Source organism: Pseudomonas saxonica, from assembly GCF_007858365.1.
Taxonomy (GTDB): Bacteria; Pseudomonadota; Gammaproteobacteria; order Pseudomonadales; family Pseudomonadaceae; genus Aquipseudomonas; species Aquipseudomonas saxonica.
The window spans coordinates 283,166-307,781 of record NZ_VFIO01000003.1 but is presented as its reverse complement, the minus strand read 5'-3'; the positions used below and the strand labels follow the sequence as shown (position 1 = coordinate 307,781).

Sequence of the window (24,616 nt, the reverse complement as noted above, 5' to 3'; positions counted from 1 at the left end):
GGATTATCAGGATGTACAAGCTTAGCTTTTTTGTTCCACCCAGCCATGTGGATGGCGTTAAAGAGGCCGTATTCGCTGCCGGTGGTGGGCGAATCGGCAACTACGACCATTGCGCCTGGCAAACCATGGGGCAGGGCCAGTTTCGTGCGCTGGACGGCAGTCAGCCGTTTATCGGGCAAACCGGTCAGGTCGAGTATGTTGGGGAATGGAAGGTTGAGCTGGTCGTTGCCGATGATCTGATTCAGGCGGTTGTGGCTGCCCTCAAGCTCAGCCACCCGTATGAAACCCCTGCGTATGAGGTGGTGCAACTGGCTGATTTCTAGTCGCTTGCCCATTAAAAAACCCGCTGAACCGGTAACGGTCAGCGGGTTTTTTATTGCCGGTTCGAGAGGCGTTAAGGGCGAATCTCGACCATTGTGCCGTTTTTGACCAGGCTCCAGACTTCGCGCATTTCGCTGTTTTTCATGGCAATACAGCCATCGGTCCAATCCAGCGTATGAAACAGTGATTCGGGGTTTTCTTCGGTGTCTGGCGTGCCGTGGATCATGATCATTCCACCTGGGTCCACACCCTCGCGCCGCGCGGTCGCGGCGTCACTGACATTGGGGTAGTCAATGTGCATCGCCAGGTTGAACTTGTCGCTTTTTTTGCGCCAGTCGATCCAGTAGATGCCCTCAGGCGTGCGCTTGTCGCCTTCGCGCAGCTTATGTCCCTTGGGTTGTTTGCCCAATGAAATGCGATAGGTCTTGATGGCCCGACCGTTCTGTATCAGCTGCAATTTACGCGCTGATTTGAGAACCAGGATTTTTTCGACGCTTGTGCTGATAGTTTCGGGCAGCGGCGCGAGCTTCGGTTTAATCACTTCATATTTATTGACGGGTTTGCCGTTAACGGTGACGACAACAGCAGCTTGGCAGATAACGGCAAATGACAAGCAAAGGGCAGCAAGCAACCAGCGCATTGGAGCGGTATCCCTGATGGGTGACGGACAACATTATTGTTTGGGGGTGACCAGGCCGGCCAGAGGCGGCACGGCCTCACTGCGCACGGGATAAGCGTTCTCGTGGCGATCGGAAAAAAAGCATTCTAAGGTACGGCTGACCGTGCGGAAAGCCAGCTCAGACCAAGGGATGTCTGCTTCATCGAAAAGGCGAACGTCCAGGCTTTCATCGCCTGCGGCAAAGTCGGGGCTTTGCAGTTCGGCCCGGTAGAAAATATGCACCTGATTGATGTGGGGCACATCGATCAGGGTATAGATGTTCAAGTTGATGACTTCGGCACAGGCTTCTTCGCGGGTTTCGCGCTGGGCGGCTTGTTCGACGGTTTCGCCGTTTTCCATAAACCCGGCTGGCAGCGTCCAGTAACCCTTGCGCGGCTCAATTGCGCGCCTGCACAACAGCACCTGGCTGCCCCAGGTCGGCAAGCAACCGGCGACAATATTGGGGTTCTGATAATGGACGGTCTGGCACTGTGGGCAGACGTAGCGCAGGCGTGAATCGCCTGGCGGGATATGTTGGCTGACAGAATGACCGCACTGGCTGCAAAATTTCATGCTGGGATCTCGGAGGCGTCCCCTATCTTGGGGGGTATTACGGTGTAACGGCAAGCTTCACTTGTCAGCCTGCGACAGCGTGGAGCTTGGGTGCCGCGAGTGAATTGGTGCATGATGCCCGATAAGTGACGGATCGAGATGACCTATGCTGGACGAGCTACTTAGCCGAGTGAGTCGTTACACACCGAGGACGCTGGAAACAGACCGCCATTTTCCTGAGGCTGCGGTGTTGTTGCCAGTGACGCGAAGCGCTGAGCCCGAATTGATTTTGACCCTGCGTGCCAGCGGGTTGTCGACTCACGGCGGCGAGGTGGCGTTTCCTGGCGGACGCCGTGATCCTGAGGATCCTGACTTGGTGTTCACCGCCCTGCGTGAAGCTGAAGAAGAAATTGGCCTGCCGCCGGGCTTGGTCGAAGTGATCGGGCCGCTCAGTCCTCTTGTGTCGCTGCATGGGATACGCGTCACGCCGTATGTCGGTTTGGTGCCGGACTACGTTGAGTACGTGGCCAATGACGCCGAAATTGCCGCAGTCTTCAGTGTTCCGTTGAAGTTTTTTCGTGAAGACCCGCGTGAGCATACGCACCGGATTGATTATCAGGGGCGCAGTTGGTATGTGCCCAGCTACCGTTTTGGCGTTTACAAAATCTGGGGGCTGACGGCAATCATGATCGTTGAACTGATGAACCTGCTGTACGACGACGTGAACATCAATCTGCACACCCCGCCGCAACGGTTTATCAATATTTAGAGCTGTCAGCACACAGCCGCGCCTGCTTGAGGACAAACGCATGAAATATCGCCTGGGTGATTCACTCGTCGAGACCCACCCTGACAGCTGGATTGCTCCCACCGCCGTGTTGATCGGCAAAGTACGTCTGGAGCAGGGCGCCAGTGTGTGGTTTAACACGGTGTTGCGCGGTGACAACGAACTTATCCTGATCGGCAAGCACAGCAATGTGCAGGATGGTGCCGTGATGCACACGGACATGGGCTACCCGTTGACGATCGGGACAGGTGTCACCATTGGCCATAAAGCCATGTTGCACGGCTGTACGGTCGATGATTACAGCTTGATCGGCATAAATGCGGTAATCCTCAACGGCGCGCGTATCGGCAAGCACTGCATCATTGGCGCTAACGCCCTGATTGGCGAAGGCAAGGTTATTCCCGATGGCTCGCTGGTCATGGGCTCGCCGGGCAAAGTGGTGCGCGAACTGACCGAAGCGCAAAAGCTCAAGTTGGAGGCCAGTGCGGCGAATTACGTCAAGAATGGCCAGCGATATGCCCGTGACCTTGAGGTGCAGGACGATGAGTGAGGTGGAGCGTCCGGTTGCCTCGCCTTGCGTCAATATCTGTGCGCTTGATGACGATGATGTGTGTTCGGGGTGCCAGCGTACCGTTGCCGAAATCACCTGCTGGAGCCGCATGACCAACGTGGAGCGTCGCGAGGTGCTTGTGTTGTGCCATGAACGGGCGAAGGCCAGTGGTGTGGTGTGGATGCTGGGTTCTTAAACCTGAGAGCGCCCTCACCCTAACCCTCTCCCGGAGGGAGAGGGGACTGACCGCGCGCAGATTCAAGAACACCGCCAATCGGCTCCCTCCCTCCAGAAGGAGAGGGGACTGACCGCGCGCAGACTCAAGAGCGCCACCAATCAGCTCCCTCTCCCTCTCCCTCTGGGAGAGGGTTGGGGTGAGGGTCTTGGCCCCGCACGCGCCCTCAAGTACCCTGTGCGCCTTACTCAGAGGTGTCCCACGCTGCCATGCTGTTTCTTATCGCTTATATCGCCAGCGTCGTGCTGATCAATTACGCCTTTTCCTCGGCGCCCGATCTGGACATTATCTGGTCAGCGTGGGGCGGGCTGGTGTTTGTTCTGCGCGACATGGTGCAAACCCGCTTCGGCCACGGCGCACTGCTGGCCATGCTGGCGGCGCTGGTACTGTCTTACATCACCTCCGACCCCTCGATTGCGCTGGCCAGTGCCACCGCCTTTGCGGTGTCCGAATGCATTGACTGGCTGGTGTTCAGCATCACCAAGCGTCCGTTGCATGACCGTCTTTGGATCAGCTCGGCGCTCAGCATCCCAATTGATACCTTCATATTTTTCGGCATGATTGACGCCTTTACGCCGGCCGTGATTTTGACTGCGATGGGGTCCAAATTCGCCGGCGTGACCTGCGTGTGGCTGGCGATGGCCTGGCGCTTGCGCAAAGCCGCAGCTCAATAAGGCCAGAGCGCCCGGATCATGTAAGATGCCGGCCTTCTACCCAGCAGGCGCAAGCGTTGCGAGCGCCTTCGATGATTTGCTTCCTTGAGGACCTGAAATGACCCGTATCGGAACTCCATTGTCGCCGACTGCGACCCGTGTATTGCTGTGTGGTTGCGGCGAACTGGGCAAAGAAGTCGTCATCGAACTGCAGCGTTTGGGCGTTGAAGTGATTGCCGTTGATCGCTATGAAAACGCACCGGCCATGCAGGTTGCGCATCGCAGCCACGTGATCAACATGCTTGATGGTGCTGCCCTGCGGGCGGTGATCGAGTTGGAAAAGCCGCATTTCATCGTTCCGGAAATCGAAGCCATCGCCACCGCGACCTTGCTTGAGCTGGAGGCTGAAGGCTTTACTGTGATCCCGACCGCACGGGCCACCTCGCTGACCATGAACCGCGAAGGCATTCGTCGTCTGGCGGCAGAAGAGCTGGACTTGCCAACCTCGCCTTACCATTTTGCCGACACCTTCGAGGACTACAGCAGCGCTGTGCAGGACTTGGGTTTCCCGTGTGTGGTCAAGCCGGTGATGAGTTCATCCGGTAAAGGCCAGAGCCTGCTGCGCGGTGCCGAGGATGTAAAAGCTGCTTGGGACTATGCGCAAGAAGGCGGCCGTGCAGGTAAAGGCCGGGTCATCATCGAAGGCTTTATCGATTTCGACTATGAAATCACCTTGCTCACCGTGCGCCATGTCGGTGGCACCACGTTCTGTGCCCCGGTCGGTCATCGTCAAGAGAAGGGCGACTATCAAGAGTCCTGGCAGCCGCAGGCCATGAGCCCGGTTGCACTGGCAGAATCCGAACGGGTCGCCAAGGCCGTTACCGAAGCGCTGGGTGGCCGTGGTTTGTTTGGGGTTGAGCTATTTATCAAAGGCGATCAAGTGTGGTTCAGCGAAGTGTCGCCGCGTCCTCATGACACGGGTCTGGTCACGCTGATTTCGCAGGATCTTTCGCAGTTTGCATTGCATGCGCGAGCCATTCTGGGATTGCCGATTCCGCTGATTCGCCAGTTCGGCCCGTCGGCCTCAGCAGTGATTCTGGTCGAAGGCCAATCCACTCAAACGGCCTTCGCTAATCTTGAATTGGCCTTGAGCGAGCCAGACACGGCGTTGCGCCTGTTCGGCAAGCCAGAAGTGAATGGCCAGCGCCGCATGGGCGTAGCCCTGGCGCGTGACGAGTCGATTGAGGCCGCTCGCGCCAAGGCGACCCGTGCTGCTCAAGCGGTTGTTGTAGAGCTGTAACACACTCCTGCGCGTAGCAGCTGCCGAAGGCTGCGTCCGGCGACGCAGTCGTCGTAAAGTCAGAAATTGCGGTAGTCAGATAAACCGCATTCTGAGGTTTACGATTGCTTCGCAATCGGACGCCGCCTGCGGCAGCTGCTACGGGGGGGCCTCAAACCACCTTGTTCAGGTCGGCTTCTTTGGTTTCTTTCAGGCATAGCACAGCGATCAGGCTGAGGATCGCGGCACCTGACACGTACCCGCCCACCCAGCTCAATCCCCCCATGCTCACCAGCTTTTGCGCAAAAAACGGTGCAGCGGAAGCCCCGACAATGCCGCCCAGATTGTAGGCCGCCGACGCGCCGGTATAGCGCACGCGGGTCGGGAACAGTTCAGGGAGCAGGGCGCCCATCGGGGCAAACGTCACGCCCATCAAGAACAGTTCAATACACAAAAACAGCGCTACGCCCCACGTAGAGCCTTGTGTCAGCAGCGGCTCCATCAAAAATCCCGACAAAATCGCCAGAATGCCGCCAACAATCAGCACCGGTTTACGCCCGTAACGGTCGCTGGCCCACGCTGACAAAGGCGTCGCGGCAGCCATGAACAACACGGCAAAGCACAGCAGCCCGAGGAACGTCTCGCGGGTGTAGCCCAGCGTGGCGACGCCGTAACTCAGCGAAAATACCGTCGAAATATAAAACAGTGCATAGCACACCACCATCGACGCCGCGCCCAACAGCATGGGGGCCCAATATTGGCTAAACAGCTCGATGATCGGCATTTTTACCCGTTCGTGCTGCGCAACGGCTTTGGCAAATACTGGGGTTTCTTCCAGCTTGAGGCGCACATACAAACCGACCATCACCAATGCAGCGCTGAGCAGGAACGGAATCCGCCAGCCCCAGGCGCGGAATTGTTCATCGCTCAAGCTCATGGCCAGAATCAAGAACAGGCCGTTGGCCGCCAGAAAGCCAATTGAAGGGCCCAACTGTGGAAACATGCCGTACCAAGCGCGTTTACCCTTCGGGGCATTTTCGGTTGCGAGCAAAGCCGCACCGCCCCATTCGCCGCCCAACCCCAGCCCTTGGCCAAAGCGCAGCACACAGAGCAGTATCGGTGCCCAGGCACCAATTGTGGCGTACCCCGGCAGTACACCAATCAAGGTGGTGCACACGCCCATCAACAGCAAAGAGGCGACGAGTGTCGATTTGCGGCCGATGCGGTCGCCGAAATGGCCGAATAGAAAAGAGCCCAGCGGGCGGGCGAGAAAGGCGATGCCAAATGTCAGAAACGCCGACAGCATTTGCGCTGTGCCAGATGTCTGCGGGAAAAAAACCGGGCCGATCACCAGTGCAGCGGCGGTGGCATACACATAGAAATCATAGAACTCGATGGCGGTACCAATAAAGCTGGCCGTGGCAACGCGGGTGGCAGAATTTACCGGTTTCTCGGCCGAAGCTTCGCTGTACGTGGTGCTGGTGCTCATGTGTTTATCCCTGACAGTTATGCGCTCTGTGCCGATGTCTGCCTTTGCAGCGTGACGTGGCGAGCAATTTTTATGGTCGTTGGCCCTGATGGATGACAGGGTGCAAGCGCAGTTCAGGATGGGAACGTACGCAGGTACTGCGCAAAGCATCGCGCCGACAGCGCTGAATGTGGGTAACACGCGTGTCGGCGAGGCTTGGGTAAGCGAGAAAGAGTATAGGGAGGCCCGTTCGAATGTAACAAGACCCTGCGCGGTGATTAAACCGCGGGTTTGACGCTGTTGTGCCAGATCAGTACACGGCTGACGCGGTTCTCTTCAGTTTCAAGAATTTCCAGTCGATAGCGGCCGATTTTCACGCAGACAGTGGTTTCCGGAATGGTTTCCAGCGCTTCGGTGACCAACCCGTTGAGGGTCTTTGGGCCGTCGCAGGGCAGATGCCAGCCCAGGCATTTATTCAGCTCCCGAATCGATACGGCACCATCGACCACGTAACGGCCGTCGGGCAAAGCATCAATCAGCGGGTTATTGATGTGCTGTTCGTCCTCGAACTCGCTCACGATTTCTTCGAGAATGTCTTCAAGGGTCACGATGCCCAGTACTTCGCCGTACTCATCCACCACCACTCCGAGTCGCCGTTGCTGCTTGTGGAAATTCAGCAGTTGCAGTTGCAGCGGGGTGCTCTCGGGGATGAAGTACGGTTCGTGGCAGACGGCCAGTAACGCTTCTTTGGTCAGGCTGGCATCGGGCAGCATATGTTGGATGTGGCGGGTGTTGAGGATGGCTTCGACCTGGTTGATGTCGTTGTGAAACACCGGCAAGCGCGTGCGCTGGGTCTGGCGCAGTTGCTCGATCAGGTCTTCGATCGGTTCGTCGAGGTTAAGCCCTTCAACTTCATTGCGCGGGATCAGGATGTCATTGACCGTGATGTTGTCCAGCGCATGAATGCCGGTGAGCAGGTGCGGGCGGTTGTTGGTTTGCTCGTCATTCTGCTGTGGGTGTTCGTCGCGAAGCTCTTGGGCTTGGGCGCGCTGAGCCACTGTGCTGCGTTTGCCAATAAAAAAGCCGGCGAGTAACCCGGCTCCAGCGATCAGCAAAGCCGAGAGTGCAAGCAATGGCCCGGGGGGCAAGCTATCCATAATAATCGCCCGTCAGATATGCAAAATGTATTCGCGAACCAGCTTGCTGCCGAAGTAGGCCAGCATCAGCAGGCAGAAGCCGGCAAATGTCCATCGAATGGCTTTGTGCCCACGCCAGCCAAGGTAATGGCGCCCCAGCAGCAACACGCTGAACACGACCCATGCCAGACAGGCCAACAGGGTTTTGTGGACGAGGTGCTGGGCGAACAGGTTGCCCAGAAATAGCCAGCCGGAGATCAACGACAGGGACAGCAGCGACCAGCCAGCCCATAAAAAGCCAAACAACAGGCTTTCCATGGTTTGCAGGGGCGGAAAGTTCTTGATCAGGCCTTTGGGGTGTTTGCGTTTGAGCTGATAATTTTGCAGCGACAGCAGCAAGGCCTGGAACACCGCGATGGTGAACATGCCATAGGCCAGCAGCGACAGCAGGATATGGGCGAGAATGCCCGGCTCTTCATCAATGACCTGAACGGTGCCAGGCGGGGCAAATTGGGACATCAATACCGTGAGTATGCCCAGCGGGTATAAAAGCAGCAGCAGGTTTTCGACCGGGATGCGTGCGCAGGCTACCAAGGTCACGGCAATGACCGCGACTGCGATCAGGCTGGCGGCACTGAAGAAATCCAGTTCAAGGCCGGCTGGCGTCATCAAGTGGGTGAACAGGCTGATGGCATGGGCGATCACGGCAATAATGCCGAGCGTCACCAGCAGGCTTTTATTTGCCTTCACGCCTTGGCGCAGGCAAGTGCCTTGATAGAGGGTCGCAGCGGCATATAAGCAGGCGGCGGCGAGACTGGGTAGCAAACTGGGTGACAAGGGGAGCATAAATCCTGTTAGGCAAGCCCGAAAGGGATGAGTTTGGCATACAACCGGCCATGCACGAAAGCCACATAAGCCGACGGTAAGGTGTCGGACACGGCCAGTCTTCGCTATAATCCGCGACCTGCCCACGCCGCAGGCTCGCCGAGCATCAGTTTTACACGGGCTGGGCCGCAATAACCCCGGTCTACTTTGGGCCTGAAAGGATCGCGCATGTTTGAAAATTTAACCGACCGTCTTTCGCAGACGCTGCGCCATGTCACCGGCAAGGCCAAGCTGACCGAAGACAATATCAAAGACACCCTGCGTGAAGTACGCATGGCGTTGCTGGAAGCCGACGTGGCTTTGCCAGTGGTCAAGGACTTCGTCGCTGCGGTCAAAGAGCGCGCTGTCGGCACTGAAGTGTCGCGCAGCCTGACGCCGGGCCAAGCGTTCGTAAAAATCGTCCAGGCTGAACTTGAAAGCCTGATGGGCGCTGCCAACGAGGACCTGGTCCTCAATGTGACGCCACCTGCCGTTGTGCTGATGGCAGGTTTGCAGGGTGCAGGTAAAACCACCACTGCGGGCAAGCTGGCGCGCTTCCTTAAAGAGCGTAAAAAGAAAACCGTCATGGTCGTGTCGGCGGACATCTACCGTCCGGCGGCGATCAAGCAGTTGGAAACACTGGCCAACGAAGTCGGTGTGACCTTTTTTCCGTCCGACCTGAGTCAGAAGCCAGTAGACATCGCTCGCGCCGCCATTGCGGAAGCCAAGCTGAAGTTTATTGATGTCGTGATTCTCGACACCGCCGGTCGTCTGCACATCGACGCCGAGATGATGGCCGAGATTCAGGAACTGCATGCGGCCGTCAAACCGGCAGAAACGCTGTTTGTCGTGGATGCGATGACGGGCCAGGATGCCGCCAACACGGCCAAGGCCTTTGGCGACGCGTTGCCGCTGACCGGTGTGATCCTGACCAAGGTTGATGGTGATGCCCGTGGCGGTGCGGCCTTGTCCGTACGCTCGATCACTGGCAAGCCGATCAAGTTCATCGGTATGGGCGAGAAGAGCGATGCGCTTGAGCCCTTCCACCCGGATCGTATTGCGTCGCGCATCCTGGGCATGGGCGACGTGCTCAGTCTGATCGAGCAGGCCGAACAGACCCTCGATAAAGACAAAGCCGACAAGCTGGCTAAAAAGCTCAAGAAGGGGAAGGGCTTCGACCTCGAAGACTTCCGCGATCAACTGCAACAGATGAAGAACATGGGCGGCCTGGGCGGTCTCATGGACAAGCTGCCGAACATGGGCGGCGTCAATCTGGCTCAAATGGGTAATGCCCAGGGCGCAGCAGAAAAGCAGTTCAAGCAAATGGAAGCCATCATCAACTCCATGACCCCGGCCGAGCGCCGCGACCCTGACCTCATCAGTGGTTCGCGCAAACGCCGTATTGCCATGGGTTCCGGCACTCAGGTGCAGGACATCGGCCGCTTGATCAAGCAGCACAAGCAGATGCAAAAGATGATGAAGAAGTTCTCCACTAAAGGTGGAATGGCCAAAATGATGCGCGGCATGGGCTCGATGATGCCCGGCGGCGGCATGCCAAAAATGTAATTTACCTGCCCGGGCGCTTGCGTCCGGGCAGCTCGCAGTGATGCGAGACACCCGGCAAACCCGCACTGTGCGGGAGCTGACCCTTCGCCATTCGTGGCGATCTCGCTGCAAATCTGTAGGGCATGCCGGCAGGCGCCAGAAAAAGACATTTGCAAAAGTCCGGATATTCCTTAGAATATGCGGCCTTTCGGGCACCTATGCCCGCTGTGCCTTTAGATTTGCAGCACCGACTACAGGAACGATGTTCACATGCTAACAATCCGTCTTGCCCTTGGCGGCTCCAAAAAGCGCCCGTTTTACCACTTGACCGTTACCGACAGCCGTAACCCACGTGACGGTTCCCACAAGGAACAAATTGGCTTCTTCAACCCGGTTGCCCGTGGTCAGGAAGTTCGTTTCTCCGTTAAAGAAGACCGCCTCGCCTACTGGCTGAGCGTTGGTGCTCAACTGTCTGAGCGTGTTGCTCAGCTGGTTAAAGAAAACGAAAAAGCTAAGGTTGCGGCCTGAGCAATATGAGCGTGACGCCTGAAACTGCTGATGATTTGATCGTTATCGGCAAAATCTACTCAATTCACGGCGTGCGCGGCGAAGTGAAGGTTTATTCCTTTACGGATCCAATTGATAACCTGTTGGACTACAAAAAGCTGACGCTTCGGCGCGGTAATGATGTGCGACAGGCAGAGCTGGTCAGTGGCCGTTCTCATAACGGCAAGTTTCTGGTTGTAAAGCTCAAAGGTCTCGATGACCGTGATGAAGCTGGTCTTCTTCGCGAATTCGAAATCTGCGTGCCGCGTAACCTGTTTCCTGAGCTGGCCGACGGCGAGTACTACTGGTACCAGCTGCAGGGACTGAAAGTGACCAACCTTGAAGGGCAATTGCTCGGCAAGATTGTTGATCTGATGGAAACTGGCTCGAACGATGTCATGGAAGTCAAACCTTGCCCAGGTAGCCTGGATGATCGTGATCGCTTGTTGCCCTATACAGAGCAGTGTGTGTTGAGCGTTGACCTTGCAGCTGGCGAGATGAAGGTGGATTGGGATGCGGACTTCTAAGCGTGGCTAAATTGCGCGTAGAAGTGATCAGTTTGTTTCCCGAAATGTTTTCCGCCATCAGCGACTACGGCATCACTAGTCGTGCGGTGAAACAAGGGCTCTTGCAGCTGACTTGTTGGAACCCGCGAGACTACACAACGGATCGGCATCACACTGTGGACGATCGCCCATTTGGCGGTGGTCCGGGCATGGTGATGAAGATCAAGCCTCTGGAAGATGCACTGGTTCAGGCCAGAGAAGCAGCCGGAGAGGCGGCGAAGGTTATTTACCTGTCGCCCCAAGGCCGTCAACTGAATCAGTCGGCGGTACGCGAACTGGCGAATGAGGAAGCATTAATCCTTATTGCAGGTCGCTATGAAGGCATTGACGAGCGTTTTATAGATGCTTATGTCGATGAAGAGTGGTCGATTGGTGACTATGTACTTTCCGGTGGCGAGCTGCCGGCGATGGTTCTGATTGATGCGGTTACACGACTGCTGCCTGGAGCTTTAGGGCATGCGGACTCCGCGGAGGAAGATTCCTTCACGGATGGTCTGCTGGATTGCCCGCACTACACCCGACCGGAGGTGTATGCGGATCAGCGTGTTCCCGACGTATTGCTAAGTGGCAATCATGCACACATCCGGCGTTGGCGTTTACAGCAGTCCCTTGGGCGGACCTTTGAACGACGCGCCGATCTTCTGGAAAGCCGCTCGCTTTCTGGAGAAGAGAAGAAGCTGCTCGAGGAATACATCCGCGAGCGGGACGATAGTTAACAACGTATCGATGGTAGGTCCGATGACCTACCTTAGGAGCACAGCATGACTAACAAAATCATCCTTGCACTCGAAGCAGAGCAGATGACTAAAGAGATCCCTACTTTTGCCCCGGGCGACACTATTGTCGTTCAGGTGAAAGTGAAGGAAGGCGATCGTTCGCGTCTGCAAGCTTTCGAAGGTGTAGTGATTGCCAAGCGTAACCGTGGCGTGAACAGTGCTTTCACTGTTCGTAAAATCTCCAACGGTGTTGGCGTAGAGCGTACTTTCCAGACCTACAGCCCGCAAATCGACAGCATGGCTGTTAAGCGTCGCGGTGACGTTCGTAAAGCCAAGCTGTACTACCTGCGTGACCTGTCGGGTAAAGCAGCTCGCATCAAGGAAAAACTGGCTTAAGTCCAGCTTCCCGATGCAGAAAAAAGCAGCCTTCGGGCTGCTTTTTTGTTGCCTGAAATTTGTCAGACCTTTGTTCAGTTGTAAGGTTGTAGAAAGCATGAATTCACGTGAAAAAGAGATTCAACGTCGTACAGAGCTGTCCGTTACGCGCATTACCAAAGCTGTATTTCCTTCGACCACCAATCATCACAACACCTTGTTTGGTGGCACAGCATTGGCCTGGATGGACGAAGTATCGTTTATCGCCGCCACACGCTTTTGCCGCCTGCCGTTAGTCACCGTTTCGACCGATCGCATCGATTTCAATCATCCGATCGCCGCGGGTTCCATTGTGGAGTTGGTTGGGCGTGTGGTGAAAGTGGGCAATACCAGCCTCAAGGTTGAAGTAGAGGTGTACGTTGAGAGCATGAGTTGCGATGGTCGCGAACTGGCCATCCAGGGTCTGTTCAGCTTTGTTGCCATCGACGAAGACAAGCGCCCGGTACCGGTGTTACCCGGTTTTGCGCAGGCTTCGTAGATAACTCCCTCTGCTGCTGACGAATAGAGCGCGGCTGCGTTCGGCGGCAAAGCCCTCGTAAAACCCGTCAATTCGGTGCTTCGGGTTTTACAAGTGCCAATACCGTCCAGCCCGTATCCGGCGTTACCTCACTGTCGGGTGTTATCACGTGCACCCAGCCGCTACTGTCGCGCGCGAACAGAAGTGTTGCACGTTGACCGTGCAGTGCCTGGTAATCGTCCCAGGAGAAGCTGTCAGTCAGGTGCGTGCTGTAAATTTCTGCCCCTTGATGTAACTCGTTTATCAGTTGGCTATAAGTGATTGCAGGCTTACCAAACACTTGGCCGCGATGTTCATGGCTGGCGCGATGCTTGTCAGAGCGGCGGCTTTCCTGACTGTTGGTCAAGGTGTAAAGACGTTGCGCGCCAAACTCGTGACGAAAGCGGGTGACCGCCAGTGTGTTCAGTTCACCTGACGGTGACAGTGCAAGCAAATGGCCTAAGCCCACCAGGTCCAGATGTGACTCCGCATGTTCAGAGGCCGGGTTGCCAAAGTAGGTGGGCAGGTTTTCCATGCGCGCGGCGCGGATGTTCTCCCAATTGGAGTCCGTTAATAACACCCGGATACCCAGTTGTTGCAACGCTTTGGCAATCACCCGTGCCGGACCGTTTGCGCCCACGATCAAAAAGCCGCTGGGTGGCGGCTCTGCCACTTTCAGCAGTCGTGCCAATGGGCGAGCGGTGGCACTTTGCAGCACCACCGTGCCGATGATGACGGCAAAGGTTAATGGAACCAGCAGCAAGGCGCCTTCGTGACCTGCTTCATCCAGTCGTATCGCAAAAATGGCAGATACAGCTGCCGCGACGATGCCCCGTGGAGCGATCCAGGCCAGCAACGTCCGCTCACGCCAGCTCAGCTTTGAACCGGCTGTCGACAGCAATACGTTCAAGGGGCGTGCAATAAATTGAATAATCAGTAACAGAACCAGCACAACGGGCCCTAGCGCCAGCATGGCATGCAGGTCGAGGCGGGCGGCGAGCAAGATAAACAGCCCTGAGATCAGCAGTACGCTGAGGTTTTCCTTGAAGTGCAGGATATGCCGTACGTCTACGCCCTTCATGTTGGCCATCCACATGCCCATCAGCGTGACAGCCAGCAAGCCGGACTCATGCATGATCTGGTTGGAGGCAATGAAAATTCCCAGCACCGCCGCCAGGGTCGCCAGGCTATGCAGGTATTCGGGCAGCCATTGACGACGCAATACGTTACCCAATGCCCAGCCCCCGGCGATGCCGAACACACTGCCGCAAATGATGACCCCGGCAAAGGTCAGCAAGCTATGACTCAAGCCATCACCGGCGGCGCGGGCAATGATAAAGCTGTACACCACCACGGCGAGCAAGGCGCCAATCGGGTCGATGACGATTCCTTCCCAGCGCAGGATGTTGGCAATCGAGGCTTTGGGCCGCACGACGCGCAGCATTGGCACAATCACGGTGGGGCCGGTCACCAGTGTCAAGGTCCCGAACAGCAGGGCCAGCAACCAGTCAAACCCGAGCAGCCAGTGCGTGGCCAAGGTAATGACCGCCCATGTGGACAAGGCGCCGATCGTCACCAGTCGATGCACCACGCTGCCAATCTCACGCCATTCAGACAGGTGCAGCGTGAGGCTGCCTTCAAACAGAATCAGTGCGACAGCCAGTGAGACCAGCGGCATCAGCAATGGGCCAAACAGCGTTTGAGGATCAAGCCATCCCAGCACCGGCCCGATCAGTATTCCCGTTAGCAGCAAAAACAGAATGGCGGGTAATTTCAGCCGCCAGGCCAGCCATTGGCAGCCCAGCGCGGCGACACCTATACCGCCAAACGTCAGCAGGATCTGTTGTTCGTTCATAGGGCATCCTTTACGGGCATTTTGTCTAGGCCATTGCGGGCGGGCTATGAAAGACTAGCGGTCACTTTGAACGTTCACCTTTTATTTGTGCGCAGTTTTTTACACCTGCGCTTAGAGAGCCAATGCCCGCTATAGATGATCCACTTATCGACCGTTTTCTGGATGCCTTGTGGCTTGAAAAAGGCCTGTCCGATAACACCCGCGATGCTTACCAAAGTGATTTGGCGCTGTTTAACGGCTGGTTGCAGGAACGCGATGTAGCACTCATCAACACGGGGCGCGACATGATCCTTGATCACTTGGCATGGCGACTTGATCAAGGGTACAAACCCCGTTCAAGCGCGCGATTCCTGTCCGGTGCTCGTGGCTTTTACCGATATTTACTGCGTGAAAAACTGATTGGTGTAGACCCGACCTTGCAAGTCGATATGCCGCAGTTGGGCAGGCCACTGCCTAAGTCCCTGTCGGAAGCCGATGTGGAAGCCTTGCTGGCGGCGCCTGACATGAGCGAAGCCATTGGCCAGCGTGATCGGGCAATGCTGGAGGTGCTGTACGCCTGCGGCCTGCGAGTGACCGAACTGATCAGTCTGACGCTGGAGCAGGTCAACTTGCGCCAGGGCGTCTTGCGAGTAATGGGCAAAGGCAGTAAAGAGCGCCTGGTGCCTATGGGGGAAGAAGCCATTGTTCAGGTTGAGCGGTATATGCGCGATGCGCGACATGAGCTGCTGGGGGGGCGCCCCAGCGATGTGCTGTTTCCCAGCCTGCGCGGTGAGCAAATGACCCGCCAGACCTTCTGGCACCGGATCAAGCATCAGGCCAAAGTGGCAGGCATCGACAAATCACTGTCACCGCATACGTTGCGGCATGCCTTTGCCACCCATTTGCTCAACCACGGTGCTGACTTGCGCGTGGTGCAGATGCTGCTGGGCCATAGCGATTTATCGACCACGCAGATTTACACCCATGTGGCGCGCGCTCGCCTGCAAGACCTGCATGCCCGCCATCACCCTCGGGGTTAGTCGTGTCTCAGGGTCGGCCCGGCAAACCATCTGTGGTAGGCTTTGCCGGTTTAGAACGCGAGCTGTTGCGACTCTGTTTTAGGGAGTCGTTCAAGCTTGGTCGTTTTGTCCGCCTTCAGGAGTTCTCATGCGCGTGACCCGAATTTTAGCCGCCGCAGCCATTGCGTTGGTCAGTACCTTCTCGTTTGCCGACACCGGCGCCGAACAAGCTATCCGTAAAAGCCTGGAAGCACTGAAACTGGATGTTCCTGTCGAGAGCATCAGCGCCAGCCCGATGGCCGGCCTGTATGAAGTCAAGCTCAGCGGCAGCCGTGTGCTGTATGCCAGCGCCGATGGTCAGTTCATCGTGCAGGGCTACATGTTTCAGCTTAAAGACGGCAAGCCGGTCAACCTGACCGAGCAAGCCGAGCGTGTGGGCGTGGCGAAATTGATCAATGGTATTCCGGTAGCCGAAACCGTCGTTTACCCTGCAATCGGTGAAACCAAGTCGCATATCACCGTTTTCACCGACACCACGTGCCCGTATTGCCACAAGTTGCATGAAGAAGTGCCTCAGTTGAACAAAATGGGCATTGAAGTGCGTTATGTTGCGTTCCCGCGTCAGGGCTTGGGTTCTGCGGGTGACCAGCAGTTGCAAGCGGTCTGGTGTTCGGCTGACAAGAAAAGCGCGATGGACAAAATGACGGCAGGCAAAAAGGTTGAAGCGCCCAAGTGCGCCAACCCGGTCGCCAAGCAGTTCGCCATGGGCCAATCGATTGGTGTGAACGGTACGCCAGCCATTGTTTTGGCTGACGGCCAGGTTATTCCGGGCTATCAGCCTGCTGCACAGGTTGGCAAGCTGGCCCTGGGTGCTAAATAATCCTGCATCGCCAGGCTAAACGCTTGGCGATCAAGGCCGTGCAGCTCAGTTGTGCGGTTATTAAATAGAGAACCGTGGCAATCCACGGTTGTGTTTCACGGCCGACCTTGAGTCGGCCGTTTTATGGGGAGTTCAGTGTGAATCCGGTCAAAGTAGGTATCTGTGGGCTCGGGACCGTCGGTGGCGGCACCTTCAACGTACTAAAGCGTAACGCCGAGGAGATTGCCCGCCGTGCCGGGCGTGGTATCCAGGTTGCGCAAATTGCCATGCGTACGCCAAACCCTCAGTGCGACATTGCCGGTACCCCCATTACCAACGATGTCTTCGCTGTAGCAACCAACCCCGAAATCGACATCGTTATCGAGTTGATCGGCGGTTACACCATCGCTCGAGAGCTTGTGCTCAAGGCCATCGAAAACGGTAAGCACGTCGTCACCGCCAACAAAGCGCTGATCGCGGTTCATGGCAACGAGATTTTCGCCAAGGCTCAGGAAAAGGGCGTGATCGTTGCGTTCGAAGCCGCGGTGGCCGGTGGTATTCCGGTGATCAAGGCGATTCGTGAAGGTCTGTCGGCCAATCGCATCAACTGGGTGGCTGGCATCATCAATGGCACGGGTAACTTTATCCTGACCGAAATGCGCGAAAAGGGCCGCACGTTTGAAGACGTATTGGCTGAAGCGCAGGCCCTGGGTTACGCCGAAGCAGACCCGACCTTCGACGTGGAAGGTATTGATGCGGCGCACAAGCTGACTATTCTGGCGTCGATAGCGTTTGGTATCCCGCTGCAATTCGACAAGGCCTACACAGAAGGCATTACCAAACTGACTACCGCTGATGTGAATTACGCAGAAGCGCTGGGCTATCGCATCAAACACCTGGGCGTGGCACGCAGCACCGCCAATGGCATTGAACTGCGCGTACACCCGACACTGATCCCGGCAGACCGTCTGATTGCCAACGTCAATGGCGTCATGAACGCCGTCATGGTCAATGGTGATGCAGCGGGCTCCACTCTGTTCTACGGTGCAGGCGCTGGCATGGAGCCAACGGCTTCGTCAGTAGTGGCCGACCTGGTGGACGTTGTGCGGGCGATGACGTCCGATCCTGAAAACCGTGTGCCGCACTTGGCCTTCCAGCCAGATTCGTTGTCTGATCACCCGATCCTTCCGATTGAAGCCTGCGAAAGTGCTTACTACCTGCGCATCCAGGCCAAGGACCATCCGGGTGTATTGGCTCAAGTGGCCAGCATTCTGTCCGAGCGCGGTATCAACATCGAATCGATCATGCAGAAAGAAGTCGAAGAGCATGACGGCCTGGTGCCAATGATCTTGCTGACCCACCGTGTGATCGAGCAGCACATGAACGACGCGATTACGGCGCTCGAAGCGTTGCAAGGCGTTGTCGGCTCTGTGGTTCGCATCCGCGTTGAGCATCTTAATTAATTAACAGCTGCAAGCGATCCGCTACTCGCGGCAAGCAAGAGCCAGACTGCTTTTACTTGCCGCTTGCCGCTGAACCGCTTGCCGCTCAAACCGAAGGTTTGAAACCATGCGCTATATCAGCACCCGTGGCCAGGCACCGGCCCTGAATTTTGAAGATGTATTGCTGGCCGGTCTGGCCACCGATGGCGGTTTGTATGTGCCGGAAAACCTGCCGCGCTTTACTCAGGAAGAAATCGCTTCCTGGGCTGGCCTGCCGTATCACGAGCTGGCGTTCCGGGTCATGCGCCCGTTTGTGACCGGCAGCATTCCTGACGCAGATTTTAAAAAAATTCTGGAAGAAACCTACGGTGTTTTCTCCCACGCAGCCGTTGCTCCCTTGCGCCAGTTGAATGGCAACGAATGGGTACTGGAGCTGTTTCACGGGCCTACCTTGGCATTCAAGGATTTTGCCCTGCAACTGCTCGGCCGTTTGCTCGACTACGTGCTGGAGAAGCGTGGCGAGCGCGTTGTGATTGTCGGTGCTACTTCCGGCGATACCGGCTCGGCAGCGATTGAAGGCTGCAAGCATTGCGAAAACGTCGATATTTTCATCCTGCACCCCAATAACCGGGTGTCGGAAGTCCAGCGTCGGCAAATGACCACGCTGTTTGGCGAAAACATCCATAACATCGCCATCGAAGGCAACTTCGATGACTGCCAGGAAATGGTCAAGGCCAGCTTTGCCGATCAGGGTTTCCTCAAGGGCACACGTCTGGTGGCGGTCAACTCGATCAACTGGGCGCGCATCATGGCTCAGATCGTTTACTACTTCCACGCAGCCCTGCAGTTGGGTGGGCCACACCGTTCGGTATCGTTCTCTGTGCCGACGGGTAACTTTGGCGATATTTTTGCCGGTTACCTGGCGCGCAACATGGGCTTGCCGATCAATCAGTTGATCGTGGCGACCAACCGTAACGACATCCTGCACCGTTTCATGAGCGGCAATCAGTACGCCAAAGAGACATTGCATGCCACTCTGTCGCCGTCGATGGACATCATGGTGTCCTCGAACTTCGAGCGCTTGCTGTTCGATCTTCACGGCCGCAATGGCGCAGCAGTCGCTGGCCTGATGGACACCTTCAAGAAAACCGGCAACTTCAGCGTTGAAGACGACCGTTGGACTGAGGCCCGTCGTTTGTTCGACTCGTTGGCTGTTGATGACGAGCAAACCTGCGAAACCATTGCTCAGGTGTTTGCTGAAACCGGCGAAGTGCTGGACCCGCATACTGCGATCGGTGTCAAAGCTGCCCGCGAGTGCCGCCGTAGCCTGGATATTCCGATGGTGATTCTGGGAACCGCTCACCCGGTCAAGTTTCCGGAAGCGGTCGAGAAAGCGGGTGTAGGAAAGGCACTTGAGCTGCCTGCACATCTTTCTGATCTGTTTGATCGAGAAGAGCGTTACACCGTTTTGAACAATGACTTGAAAGCCGTACAAGCCTTTGTCAGCCAGCATGGCAATCGTGGAAAAGCGCTTTAAAGGCACTTCTCCTACGTAATGTGAAGCCCGTCATCTGACGGGCTTTTTTGTACGTGCATGGCAAACTTGCCCCGTTTTCGCCTCTGAATGCTGGCGAGTAGTCGGTCAAGGAGGCTGTCATGTCACGATCTAGTCGCGAGCTCAAGGATTGGTTTCTAAGCGTATTGTTAGTCACGCTGGCCTCACTTGGTTCAGTGGCCCATGCTGCGCAAGCAGTGCCTTTGCAACTTCCTCAAAGCTTTATTTCTCCCAAATCCTTGACCTTTGATCACGCGCAACAGCAATTTCTGGAGCAGCGTGGGCTTTTGCGCGTGGGTGTCTTCGTGGGTGACTATGCCCCGCTGGACATTACTGGCGGTCGCAATCGCTATCAGGGCATCAGTGCCGACTATTTAGGCCTCATTCGAGATACGCTCGGGATCAAAGTGAGTGTTTCTGGATTCAGTAAACGTGAGCAGGCTGTAGCTGCCTTGCTCTCGGGCAAGATCGATCTGTTAACCAGTGCCGGTGGCTATGAGCGCGGTGTCGAAGGGCTGATTTTTTCAGCGGACTATATGGCCGATCGGTCAGTGGTGGTTGGGCGAGGAAGTGAAGTTAATGGCACGGATAATTGGGACCGAAAAAAAATAGGCTTTCTGGAGGGCCAGGTCGACAGTCTGGTTGCCCATGCGTTTTACCCTAAAAGCCAGATTATCCTCATGCCTGATTTAAACAGTGCGCTAGAAGCCCTGGCAGAGGGTGAAGTTGATGCGTTCATCGGTAATGAGGTGGTTGTACGGTCTTTCAAAACCTTAAGGCCAAACTCGGGGCTACGTATTGTGGGGGAGAGCAATCTGCCCGTATCGGGCTTTGCCTTTGCTACCCGACGTGATGAAGAGCAATTACGCAGGCTGATTGATCGTGTCTTGAGCAGCCTGGATACCGGGTTGACGCAAGTAATCCACGCGCGCTGGACCACCGGGCTGGGCGGGGGCATAGGTCATAAGCAGATCAAGCTGTCTTCCAGAGAGCGAGACTGGATCAGAAAAAACCCTGTGGTCACCGTCGCGTCTCAGCAATACCCGCTTTATACGTTCAAAACCGGAGATGAGCGGTGGGTGGGTTTGAGCCAGGACATCCTCTATCGCATCTCGCGCATGACCGGTCTGGAGTTTGTACACCGGGAGAGTTTCTCCACGGCACAAACCCTGGAGCTGCTGCAAAGCGGCCAGGCCCATATGAATACGACGTTGACCGAGAGTGCGGAACGTAAAGCCTTCTTGAACTTTACCTACTCGTTTGGCGGTGCGCCTTGGGTCTTTGTTGTACGCATCAATGACGCCCGGTTGGGTGCCTTGTCTCAACTGGCAGGCCAGGTACTGGTGCTGCCAGCGCGTCATGCCTTAGTGCCGATGATTCGTAGTGAGCATCCGCAAATACAATTAAAGCTGGTTGAAAATTATGCCCAGGCCCGCCATCTGGTTGAGCGGGGCGATGCTGTAGCCACGATTCAGAATGAAACCCAGGCTTATCTTTATCCCCCGGGGCGCTTGAAAGTAGGCCGAAGTGTTGAGGGGCGGTGGTCCGCTGATAATTTTGCTGTCTCGGCCCGGCACCCGGAGTTACGCGACATACTCAACAAGGGGCTTGAAGCTTTGTCCATGGCCGAAGTGCGGGCTTTGCGCGTCAAGTGGCTGGGCGGGGTGGGCAGTGCGCCCGTTATCGAGCCCAGTGACGGGGCGTCACCGTGGGTATTTTGGCTATCGGTTGCGGGGACTGCGTTAGGCGTAATCTGTGCTTTTTGGTATTGGCATCTGATCAAGCAGCTGCGAATAATCCGTTTAGCCTTTCATCATTTGCAAGAACGTCAGGCGTCACATCAACGTTATGTTGATGCCGTGCCCAATCCGATGTTTATAAGGGGGCTGAAGGGCGAAATCATTGCCTGTAATCGTGCCTACTCTGAATGCTTTGCCACCCAGGCCGAACTCATGAGCGGGCAACGGGTCACCGAAGTGGACATGTTCACCGCCGAAGTGGGCGAGCTATTTCATGCCGAAGTGATGCAAGTGCTGGAGAGTCGAAAACCGCTGTATGAAAAGCGTCGAGTTACATTCAAAAAACACAGTGTTGAGATTTACCGCTGGATCGTGCCTGTCTACTCGGGTTCTGGCCATTTAGAAGGTGCCATGGGGGGGTGGTTCGATATTTCTGGGCACAAAGCGTGGGAGTGATGGCTCTTCTTGATTTATTGGTGACACGTCCTACTGATATTTAGGAATTATCCTATGTTGGTTTTCACTCAACCTCTCTAGAGTCATTTTCCCGCGCCAAGTACGCGTTATGTTTCAAAGGCCCGTGATGCGTTCTCTTAAAGTGTTGATACTGGAAGACAACCCTTTTCAACTGATGGTGCTGCACCAAATGTTGAATGCCTTTCACATTTTTGATGTGCTGGCTGCCGAAGACATCGAGTCTGCCCGTTGTTCAATTGCCAAGCGCGGGATCATTGATGTGGCTATTTGCGATCTGTATCTGGACGGGGCCAGCGGCGTGGAGTTGATTCGCGAAATGGCCATCAACCATGAGGCGCGCGCGTTGATTATTCTTAGCTGTGCAGCGCCTGAAGTCATGGCGCGTGCGGTTCATGCTGCGCGCGAAGAAGGGCTCAGGGTATTGGGCTGTTTGTCCAAACCGGTGACCGTCAGTCACTTGGGGCGCTTGTTGGCCTTGTACGAGCAGTCAGGCAGTGCGGAGGAGGCTGAGCGTCAAAATTGATGACGCATCACAGGGAACCTTTAATGGCGCCTGCAGGTCTTATTTTTCATCAACAGGATCATGCATATTGCTCCGATGCGTGCAGCCTGTTGAGCAGGTCATCAGACCCTGTTAAGCCCCGAGTTGTCTCCCCACTGCTCGGGGCTTTTTTTTGCGTTTTTTTTGTCAGCGCTCAATGACGGAGGGCACGACTGAGCCCGATTCCTGATACTCCTCGGTATGATCAGGAATGGCCCATTGCGCTTTTAACGTATTCAGGACGTTATCGCCCAGGTTGGCCAATACGGCGTTAATCGTATGAATGGCTTCGCGGCCTTGTTCAGTGTCCGAACAACCGATATAGATCAGTTGATACTTGGGGGCTCCCTTTACCGGATAAAAAATCAATGCGTCCTTTGGCAGCCCTACCTGGTCGGCTTTGGACTGGATTTCCGGCCAGTACCCCAGGACGGCCTGCACTCGTCCAACGCGTTGCATTTGCAACAAACTACCCAGTGGGTCGCTGCCGTAATGCTTAAAGAGTTGCTGCTGCGGGCCATGTGACACTTGTTCATCGATCCACTCGCCATAACTGCGCTGGGCAATCACCCCGAGCTTTACCGTCTTGGTATTGAGCAGGGCCAGCAGGTCTAACTCTTGGTCGTGGACGAAAGGCTCCAGCAGTGGCTGGTTCTCGCGGCGGATGGCGAGGCCGTTGCTGTGCAAACCGGTTATGGGAGTGGAGTAAATGATTGAGTGAGCGCGAGCCGAGCTCCATATCAATGTGGGGTCGCAGGCCAGCGGCTGATCTTTGAGCATCTGAATGGCACGTGCCTTGTTCACCCGCAAAACAACGTGTTCATAGCTTGGCATGCTGGCGATCAGTGCAGGCATCAGTTGATCAATCATGCCTTGGCCTTTTTTCGGGCCATCAAACACCGTCAGGGGTGCAAGGTCACGCAGCAGCCAGATGAGTTTCTCAGCGCCCCGACTCTCGGCAGCGCAGGCAAGCAATGCCACAACGATCAGGCCTGCCCACAGGCCAGGCAAATTCCTGGTCTTAGCCATTTGCTGTTTCCTTCAAGCCAATCAACATGCTGCTTAAATAGCGCCTGTTAGCTTCAGGTGAGCTATGGCGCTGGCGTCATAGCCCAAATTATTCAGGACTTCGTTGTTGTGGGCGCCCAACTCGGGGCCGACCCACTCGGCAGAGCCTGGGGTGTCGGACAGCTTTGGCACGATGCCGGGCATTTTGAACGCTTTGCCGTCAGGTAATTTGGCCTGTAAAAACATTTCTCGGGCTAAAAATTGCGGGTCACTGAACATGTCCTCGGCCGAAAAGATCCGGCTGGCAGGTACTTGGGCTGCACTCAATTGCTCAAGTACGCGCTCCAGCGACTGGCTGGCTACCCAGCGATCAATCACCCCGTATAACTCGTCACGGCGCTCGTCGCGGCCGTCATTGCTGCTTAACTGAGGGTCATTGGCCAGATCCTCACGTCCGATGATGAGCATGAAGCGCTTGAAGATGGCGTCGCCATTGGCACCAATCTGGACGTGCTTGCCGTCCTGGCTGGTATGAATCGAGGAGGGCGTGATGCCCGGCATGATGTTGCCGGTGCGTTCCCTGATAAATCCGAACACATCGAACTCAGGCACCATGCTTTCCATCATGGCAAAAATGGCTTCATACAGCGCTACGTCAACAACCTGGCCTTTTCCGCCATTGACCTCACGGTGACGCAGAGCCATCAGCGCGCCTATCACTCCCCACAGCGCCGCAATCGAATCGCCGATAGAGATGCCCGTGCGCACGGGAGGCCGGTCTTCAAAACCGGTGATGTAGCGCAACCCGCCCATTGATTCGCCTACGGCGCCAAATCCCGGTTGATCTTTCATCGGGCCGGTTTGGCCGAAACCGGAAAGCCGCACCATTACCAACTTGGGGTTTAGGGCATGCAGCACTTCCCAGCCCAGACCGAGTTTCTCCAATACGCCGGGGCGAAAGTTTTCGATCAGGATATCGGCGTCTGCCAGCAAGGCTTTGAGAATACTCAAGCCTTCAGGGTGTTTGAGATTCAGGGTCAGAGACTTTTTGTTGCGGGCCTGAACAAACCACCAGAGGGAGGTGCCCTCATATAATTTGCGCCATTTGCGCAACGGATCGCCGCCATCCGGGGATTCAACCTTGATCACCTGAGCACCGAATTCAGCGCAGATACGCGACGCAAAAGGTCCTGCAATCAGTGTGCCCAGTTCAATGACTTTGACGCCTGAAAGCGGGTGGGTGGCGATTGGCATTTGGAATCCTTGTCCGTGGAGGCGAGTACAGACTTTTAACATAGGTGGCCGTACAAATCCTGCTGAGGGTCTGGTTGGCAC

General features: G+C 56.0%; 25 protein-coding genes and 1 pseudogene. 18 read left to right on the top strand and 8 right to left on the bottom strand.

Annotated elements, in window-relative coordinates; translation table 11 throughout:
* Positions 1-11: 11 nt before the first annotated feature.
* Positions 12-323, top strand: coding sequence for a YqfO family protein (locus FJD38_RS11145; RefSeq protein ID WP_122782491.1), 312 nt, complete (start codon positions 12-14; stop codon positions 321-323).
* A gap of 71 nt (positions 324-394) precedes the next feature.
* On the opposite strand, the gene FJD38_RS11140 is transcribed toward FJD38_RS11145, so the two are convergent.
* A complete protein-coding gene (locus FJD38_RS11140) occupies positions 395-961 on the bottom strand; it encodes a L,D-transpeptidase family protein (protein ID WP_122782490.1) in 567 nt (188 codons plus the stop codon).
* Between the two features lie 33 nt (positions 962-994).
* Positions 995-1,552 (bottom strand): NUDIX hydrolase, encoded by a 558-nt coding sequence (locus FJD38_RS11135; RefSeq protein WP_122782489.1) that lies wholly within the window; start codon positions 1,550-1,552, stop codon positions 995-997.
* 145 nt (positions 1,553-1,697) lie between these two features.
* On the opposite strand from FJD38_RS11135, the gene FJD38_RS11130 reads away from it, so the two are divergent.
* The 5 genes from FJD38_RS11130 (at position 1,698) to purT (ending at position 5,056) form a co-directional block, all read left to right on the top strand.
* Entirely contained in the window at positions 1,698-2,300 is a 603-nt protein-coding gene (locus FJD38_RS11130) for a CoA pyrophosphatase (RefSeq protein WP_122782488.1), read from the top strand.
* 40 nt (positions 2,301-2,340) lie between these two features.
* Positions 2,341-2,868: a gamma carbonic anhydrase family protein gene (locus tag FJD38_RS11125; protein ID WP_122782487.1), complete on the top strand. Its 528-nt coding sequence runs from the start codon at positions 2,341-2,343 to the stop codon at positions 2,866-2,868.
* Positions 2,861-3,064 carry a DUF1289 domain-containing protein gene (locus FJD38_RS11120; protein ID WP_122782486.1) on the top strand — a complete coding sequence of 68 codons (204 nt, stop codon included), beginning with the start codon at positions 2,861-2,863 and terminating at the stop codon, positions 3,062-3,064. Before FJD38_RS11125 ends, FJD38_RS11120 begins: the two co-directional genes overlap by 8 nt.
* Before the next feature lie 248 nt (positions 3,065-3,312).
* Positions 3,313-3,777, top strand: a complete 465-nt coding sequence (locus FJD38_RS11115; protein ID WP_146385345.1) for a 7-cyano-7-deazaguanine/7-aminomethyl-7-deazaguanine transporter — start codon at positions 3,313-3,315, stop codon at positions 3,775-3,777.
* A gap of 97 nt (positions 3,778-3,874) precedes the next feature.
* Positions 3,875-5,056, top strand: a complete 1,182-nt coding sequence (gene purT, locus FJD38_RS11110) for a formate-dependent phosphoribosylglycinamide formyltransferase (protein ID WP_146385343.1) — start codon at positions 3,875-3,877, stop codon at positions 5,054-5,056.
* A gap of 151 nt (positions 5,057-5,207) precedes the next feature.
* On the opposite strand, the gene FJD38_RS11105 is transcribed toward purT, so the two are convergent.
* From FJD38_RS11105 to FJD38_RS11095, 3 genes and pseudogenes are all read right to left on the bottom strand, one after another.
* Complete coding sequence (locus FJD38_RS11105; RefSeq protein WP_122782483.1) at positions 5,208-6,524, bottom strand: MFS transporter; 1,317 nt, start codon at positions 6,522-6,524, stop codon at positions 5,208-5,210.
* 257 nt (positions 6,525-6,781) lie between these two features.
* Positions 6,782-7,474: pseudogene (locus tag FJD38_RS11100) on the bottom strand (transporter associated domain-containing protein); the annotation flags it as partial.
* A gap of 198 nt (positions 7,475-7,672) precedes the next feature.
* Positions 7,673-8,485 (bottom strand): cytochrome C assembly family protein, encoded by an 813-nt coding sequence (locus FJD38_RS11095; RefSeq protein ID WP_122782481.1) that lies wholly within the window; start codon positions 8,483-8,485, stop codon positions 7,673-7,675.
* A 207-nt stretch (positions 8,486-8,692) separates the two neighbouring features.
* Here FJD38_RS11095 and ffh point away from each other — a divergent pair, with 207 nt between their 5' ends.
* The 6 genes from ffh to FJD38_RS11065 all read left to right on the top strand — a co-directional run bounded on the left by ffh (position 8,693) and on the right by FJD38_RS11065 (position 12,789).
* On the top strand, positions 8,693-10,069 hold the full coding sequence (ffh, locus tag FJD38_RS11090; RefSeq protein WP_122782480.1) for a signal recognition particle protein: 1,377 nt from the start codon (positions 8,693-8,695) through the stop codon (positions 10,067-10,069).
* A gap of 249 nt (positions 10,070-10,318) precedes the next feature.
* Complete coding sequence (rpsP, locus tag FJD38_RS11085) at positions 10,319-10,576, top strand: 30S ribosomal protein S16 (RefSeq protein ID WP_095028900.1); 258 nt, start codon at positions 10,319-10,321, stop codon at positions 10,574-10,576.
* Between the two features lie 5 nt (positions 10,577-10,581).
* Positions 10,582-11,121 (top strand): ribosome maturation factor RimM, encoded by a 540-nt coding sequence (gene rimM, locus FJD38_RS11080; protein WP_146385341.1) that lies wholly within the window; start codon positions 10,582-10,584, stop codon positions 11,119-11,121.
* Positions 11,122-11,123: 2 nt separating this feature from the next.
* Entirely contained in the window at positions 11,124-11,876 is a 753-nt protein-coding gene (trmD, locus tag FJD38_RS11075; RefSeq protein ID WP_003440270.1) for a tRNA (guanosine(37)-N1)-methyltransferase TrmD, read from the top strand.
* Positions 11,877-11,921: 45 nt separating this feature from the next.
* On the top strand, positions 11,922-12,272 hold the full coding sequence (gene rplS, locus FJD38_RS11070; protein WP_003175895.1) for a 50S ribosomal protein L19: 351 nt from the start codon (positions 11,922-11,924) through the stop codon (positions 12,270-12,272).
* A 97-nt stretch (positions 12,273-12,369) separates the two neighbouring features.
* Entirely contained in the window at positions 12,370-12,789 is a 420-nt protein-coding gene (locus FJD38_RS11065) for an acyl-CoA thioesterase (protein ID WP_122782534.1), read from the top strand.
* A 67-nt stretch (positions 12,790-12,856) separates the two neighbouring features.
* Here FJD38_RS11065 and FJD38_RS11060 read toward each other — a convergent pair whose 3' ends face one another.
* Positions 12,857-14,662 carry a cation:proton antiporter gene (locus tag FJD38_RS11060; RefSeq protein WP_146385339.1) on the bottom strand — a complete coding sequence of 602 codons (1,806 nt, stop codon included), beginning with the start codon at positions 14,660-14,662 and terminating at the stop codon, positions 12,857-12,859.
* 122 nt (positions 14,663-14,784) lie between these two features.
* On the opposite strand from FJD38_RS11060, the gene xerD reads away from it, so the two are divergent.
* The 6 genes from xerD to FJD38_RS11030 all read left to right on the top strand — a co-directional run bounded on the left by xerD (position 14,785) and on the right by FJD38_RS11030 (position 22,255).
* On the top strand, positions 14,785-15,681 hold the full coding sequence (xerD, locus tag FJD38_RS11055; RefSeq protein WP_146385337.1) for a site-specific tyrosine recombinase XerD: 897 nt from the start codon (positions 14,785-14,787) through the stop codon (positions 15,679-15,681).
* 127 nt (positions 15,682-15,808) lie between these two features.
* Entirely contained in the window at positions 15,809-16,540 is a 732-nt protein-coding gene (locus FJD38_RS11050; RefSeq protein ID WP_122782477.1) for a thioredoxin fold domain-containing protein, read from the top strand.
* 137 nt (positions 16,541-16,677) lie between these two features.
* Positions 16,678-17,982, top strand: coding sequence for a homoserine dehydrogenase (locus FJD38_RS11045; protein ID WP_122782476.1), 1,305 nt, complete (start codon positions 16,678-16,680; stop codon positions 17,980-17,982).
* Between the two features lie 106 nt (positions 17,983-18,088).
* The gene (thrC, locus tag FJD38_RS11040) at positions 18,089-19,498 is read left to right on the top strand and encodes a threonine synthase (RefSeq protein ID WP_122782475.1); all 1,410 of its coding nucleotides are present in this window, start codon (positions 18,089-18,091) and stop codon (positions 19,496-19,498) included.
* Positions 19,499-19,617: 119 nt separating this feature from the next.
* Positions 19,618-21,711, top strand: coding sequence for a transporter substrate-binding domain-containing protein (locus FJD38_RS11035; RefSeq protein WP_146385335.1), 2,094 nt, complete (start codon positions 19,618-19,620; stop codon positions 21,709-21,711).
* A gap of 127 nt (positions 21,712-21,838) precedes the next feature.
* A complete protein-coding gene (locus tag FJD38_RS11030; RefSeq protein ID WP_122782533.1) occupies positions 21,839-22,255 on the top strand; it encodes a response regulator in 417 nt (138 codons plus the stop codon).
* A gap of 165 nt (positions 22,256-22,420) precedes the next feature.
* Here FJD38_RS11030 and FJD38_RS11025 read toward each other — a convergent pair whose 3' ends face one another.
* Both FJD38_RS11025 and FJD38_RS11020 read right to left on the bottom strand, forming a co-directional pair.
* Positions 22,421-23,302 (bottom strand): TIGR02285 family protein, encoded by an 882-nt coding sequence (locus FJD38_RS11025; protein ID WP_146385333.1) that lies wholly within the window; start codon positions 23,300-23,302, stop codon positions 22,421-22,423.
* A gap of 33 nt (positions 23,303-23,335) precedes the next feature.
* Positions 23,336-24,535, bottom strand: coding sequence for a CaiB/BaiF CoA transferase family protein (locus FJD38_RS11020; RefSeq protein ID WP_122782472.1), 1,200 nt, complete (start codon positions 24,533-24,535; stop codon positions 23,336-23,338).
* Between the last annotated feature and the right edge of the window lie 81 nt (positions 24,536-24,616).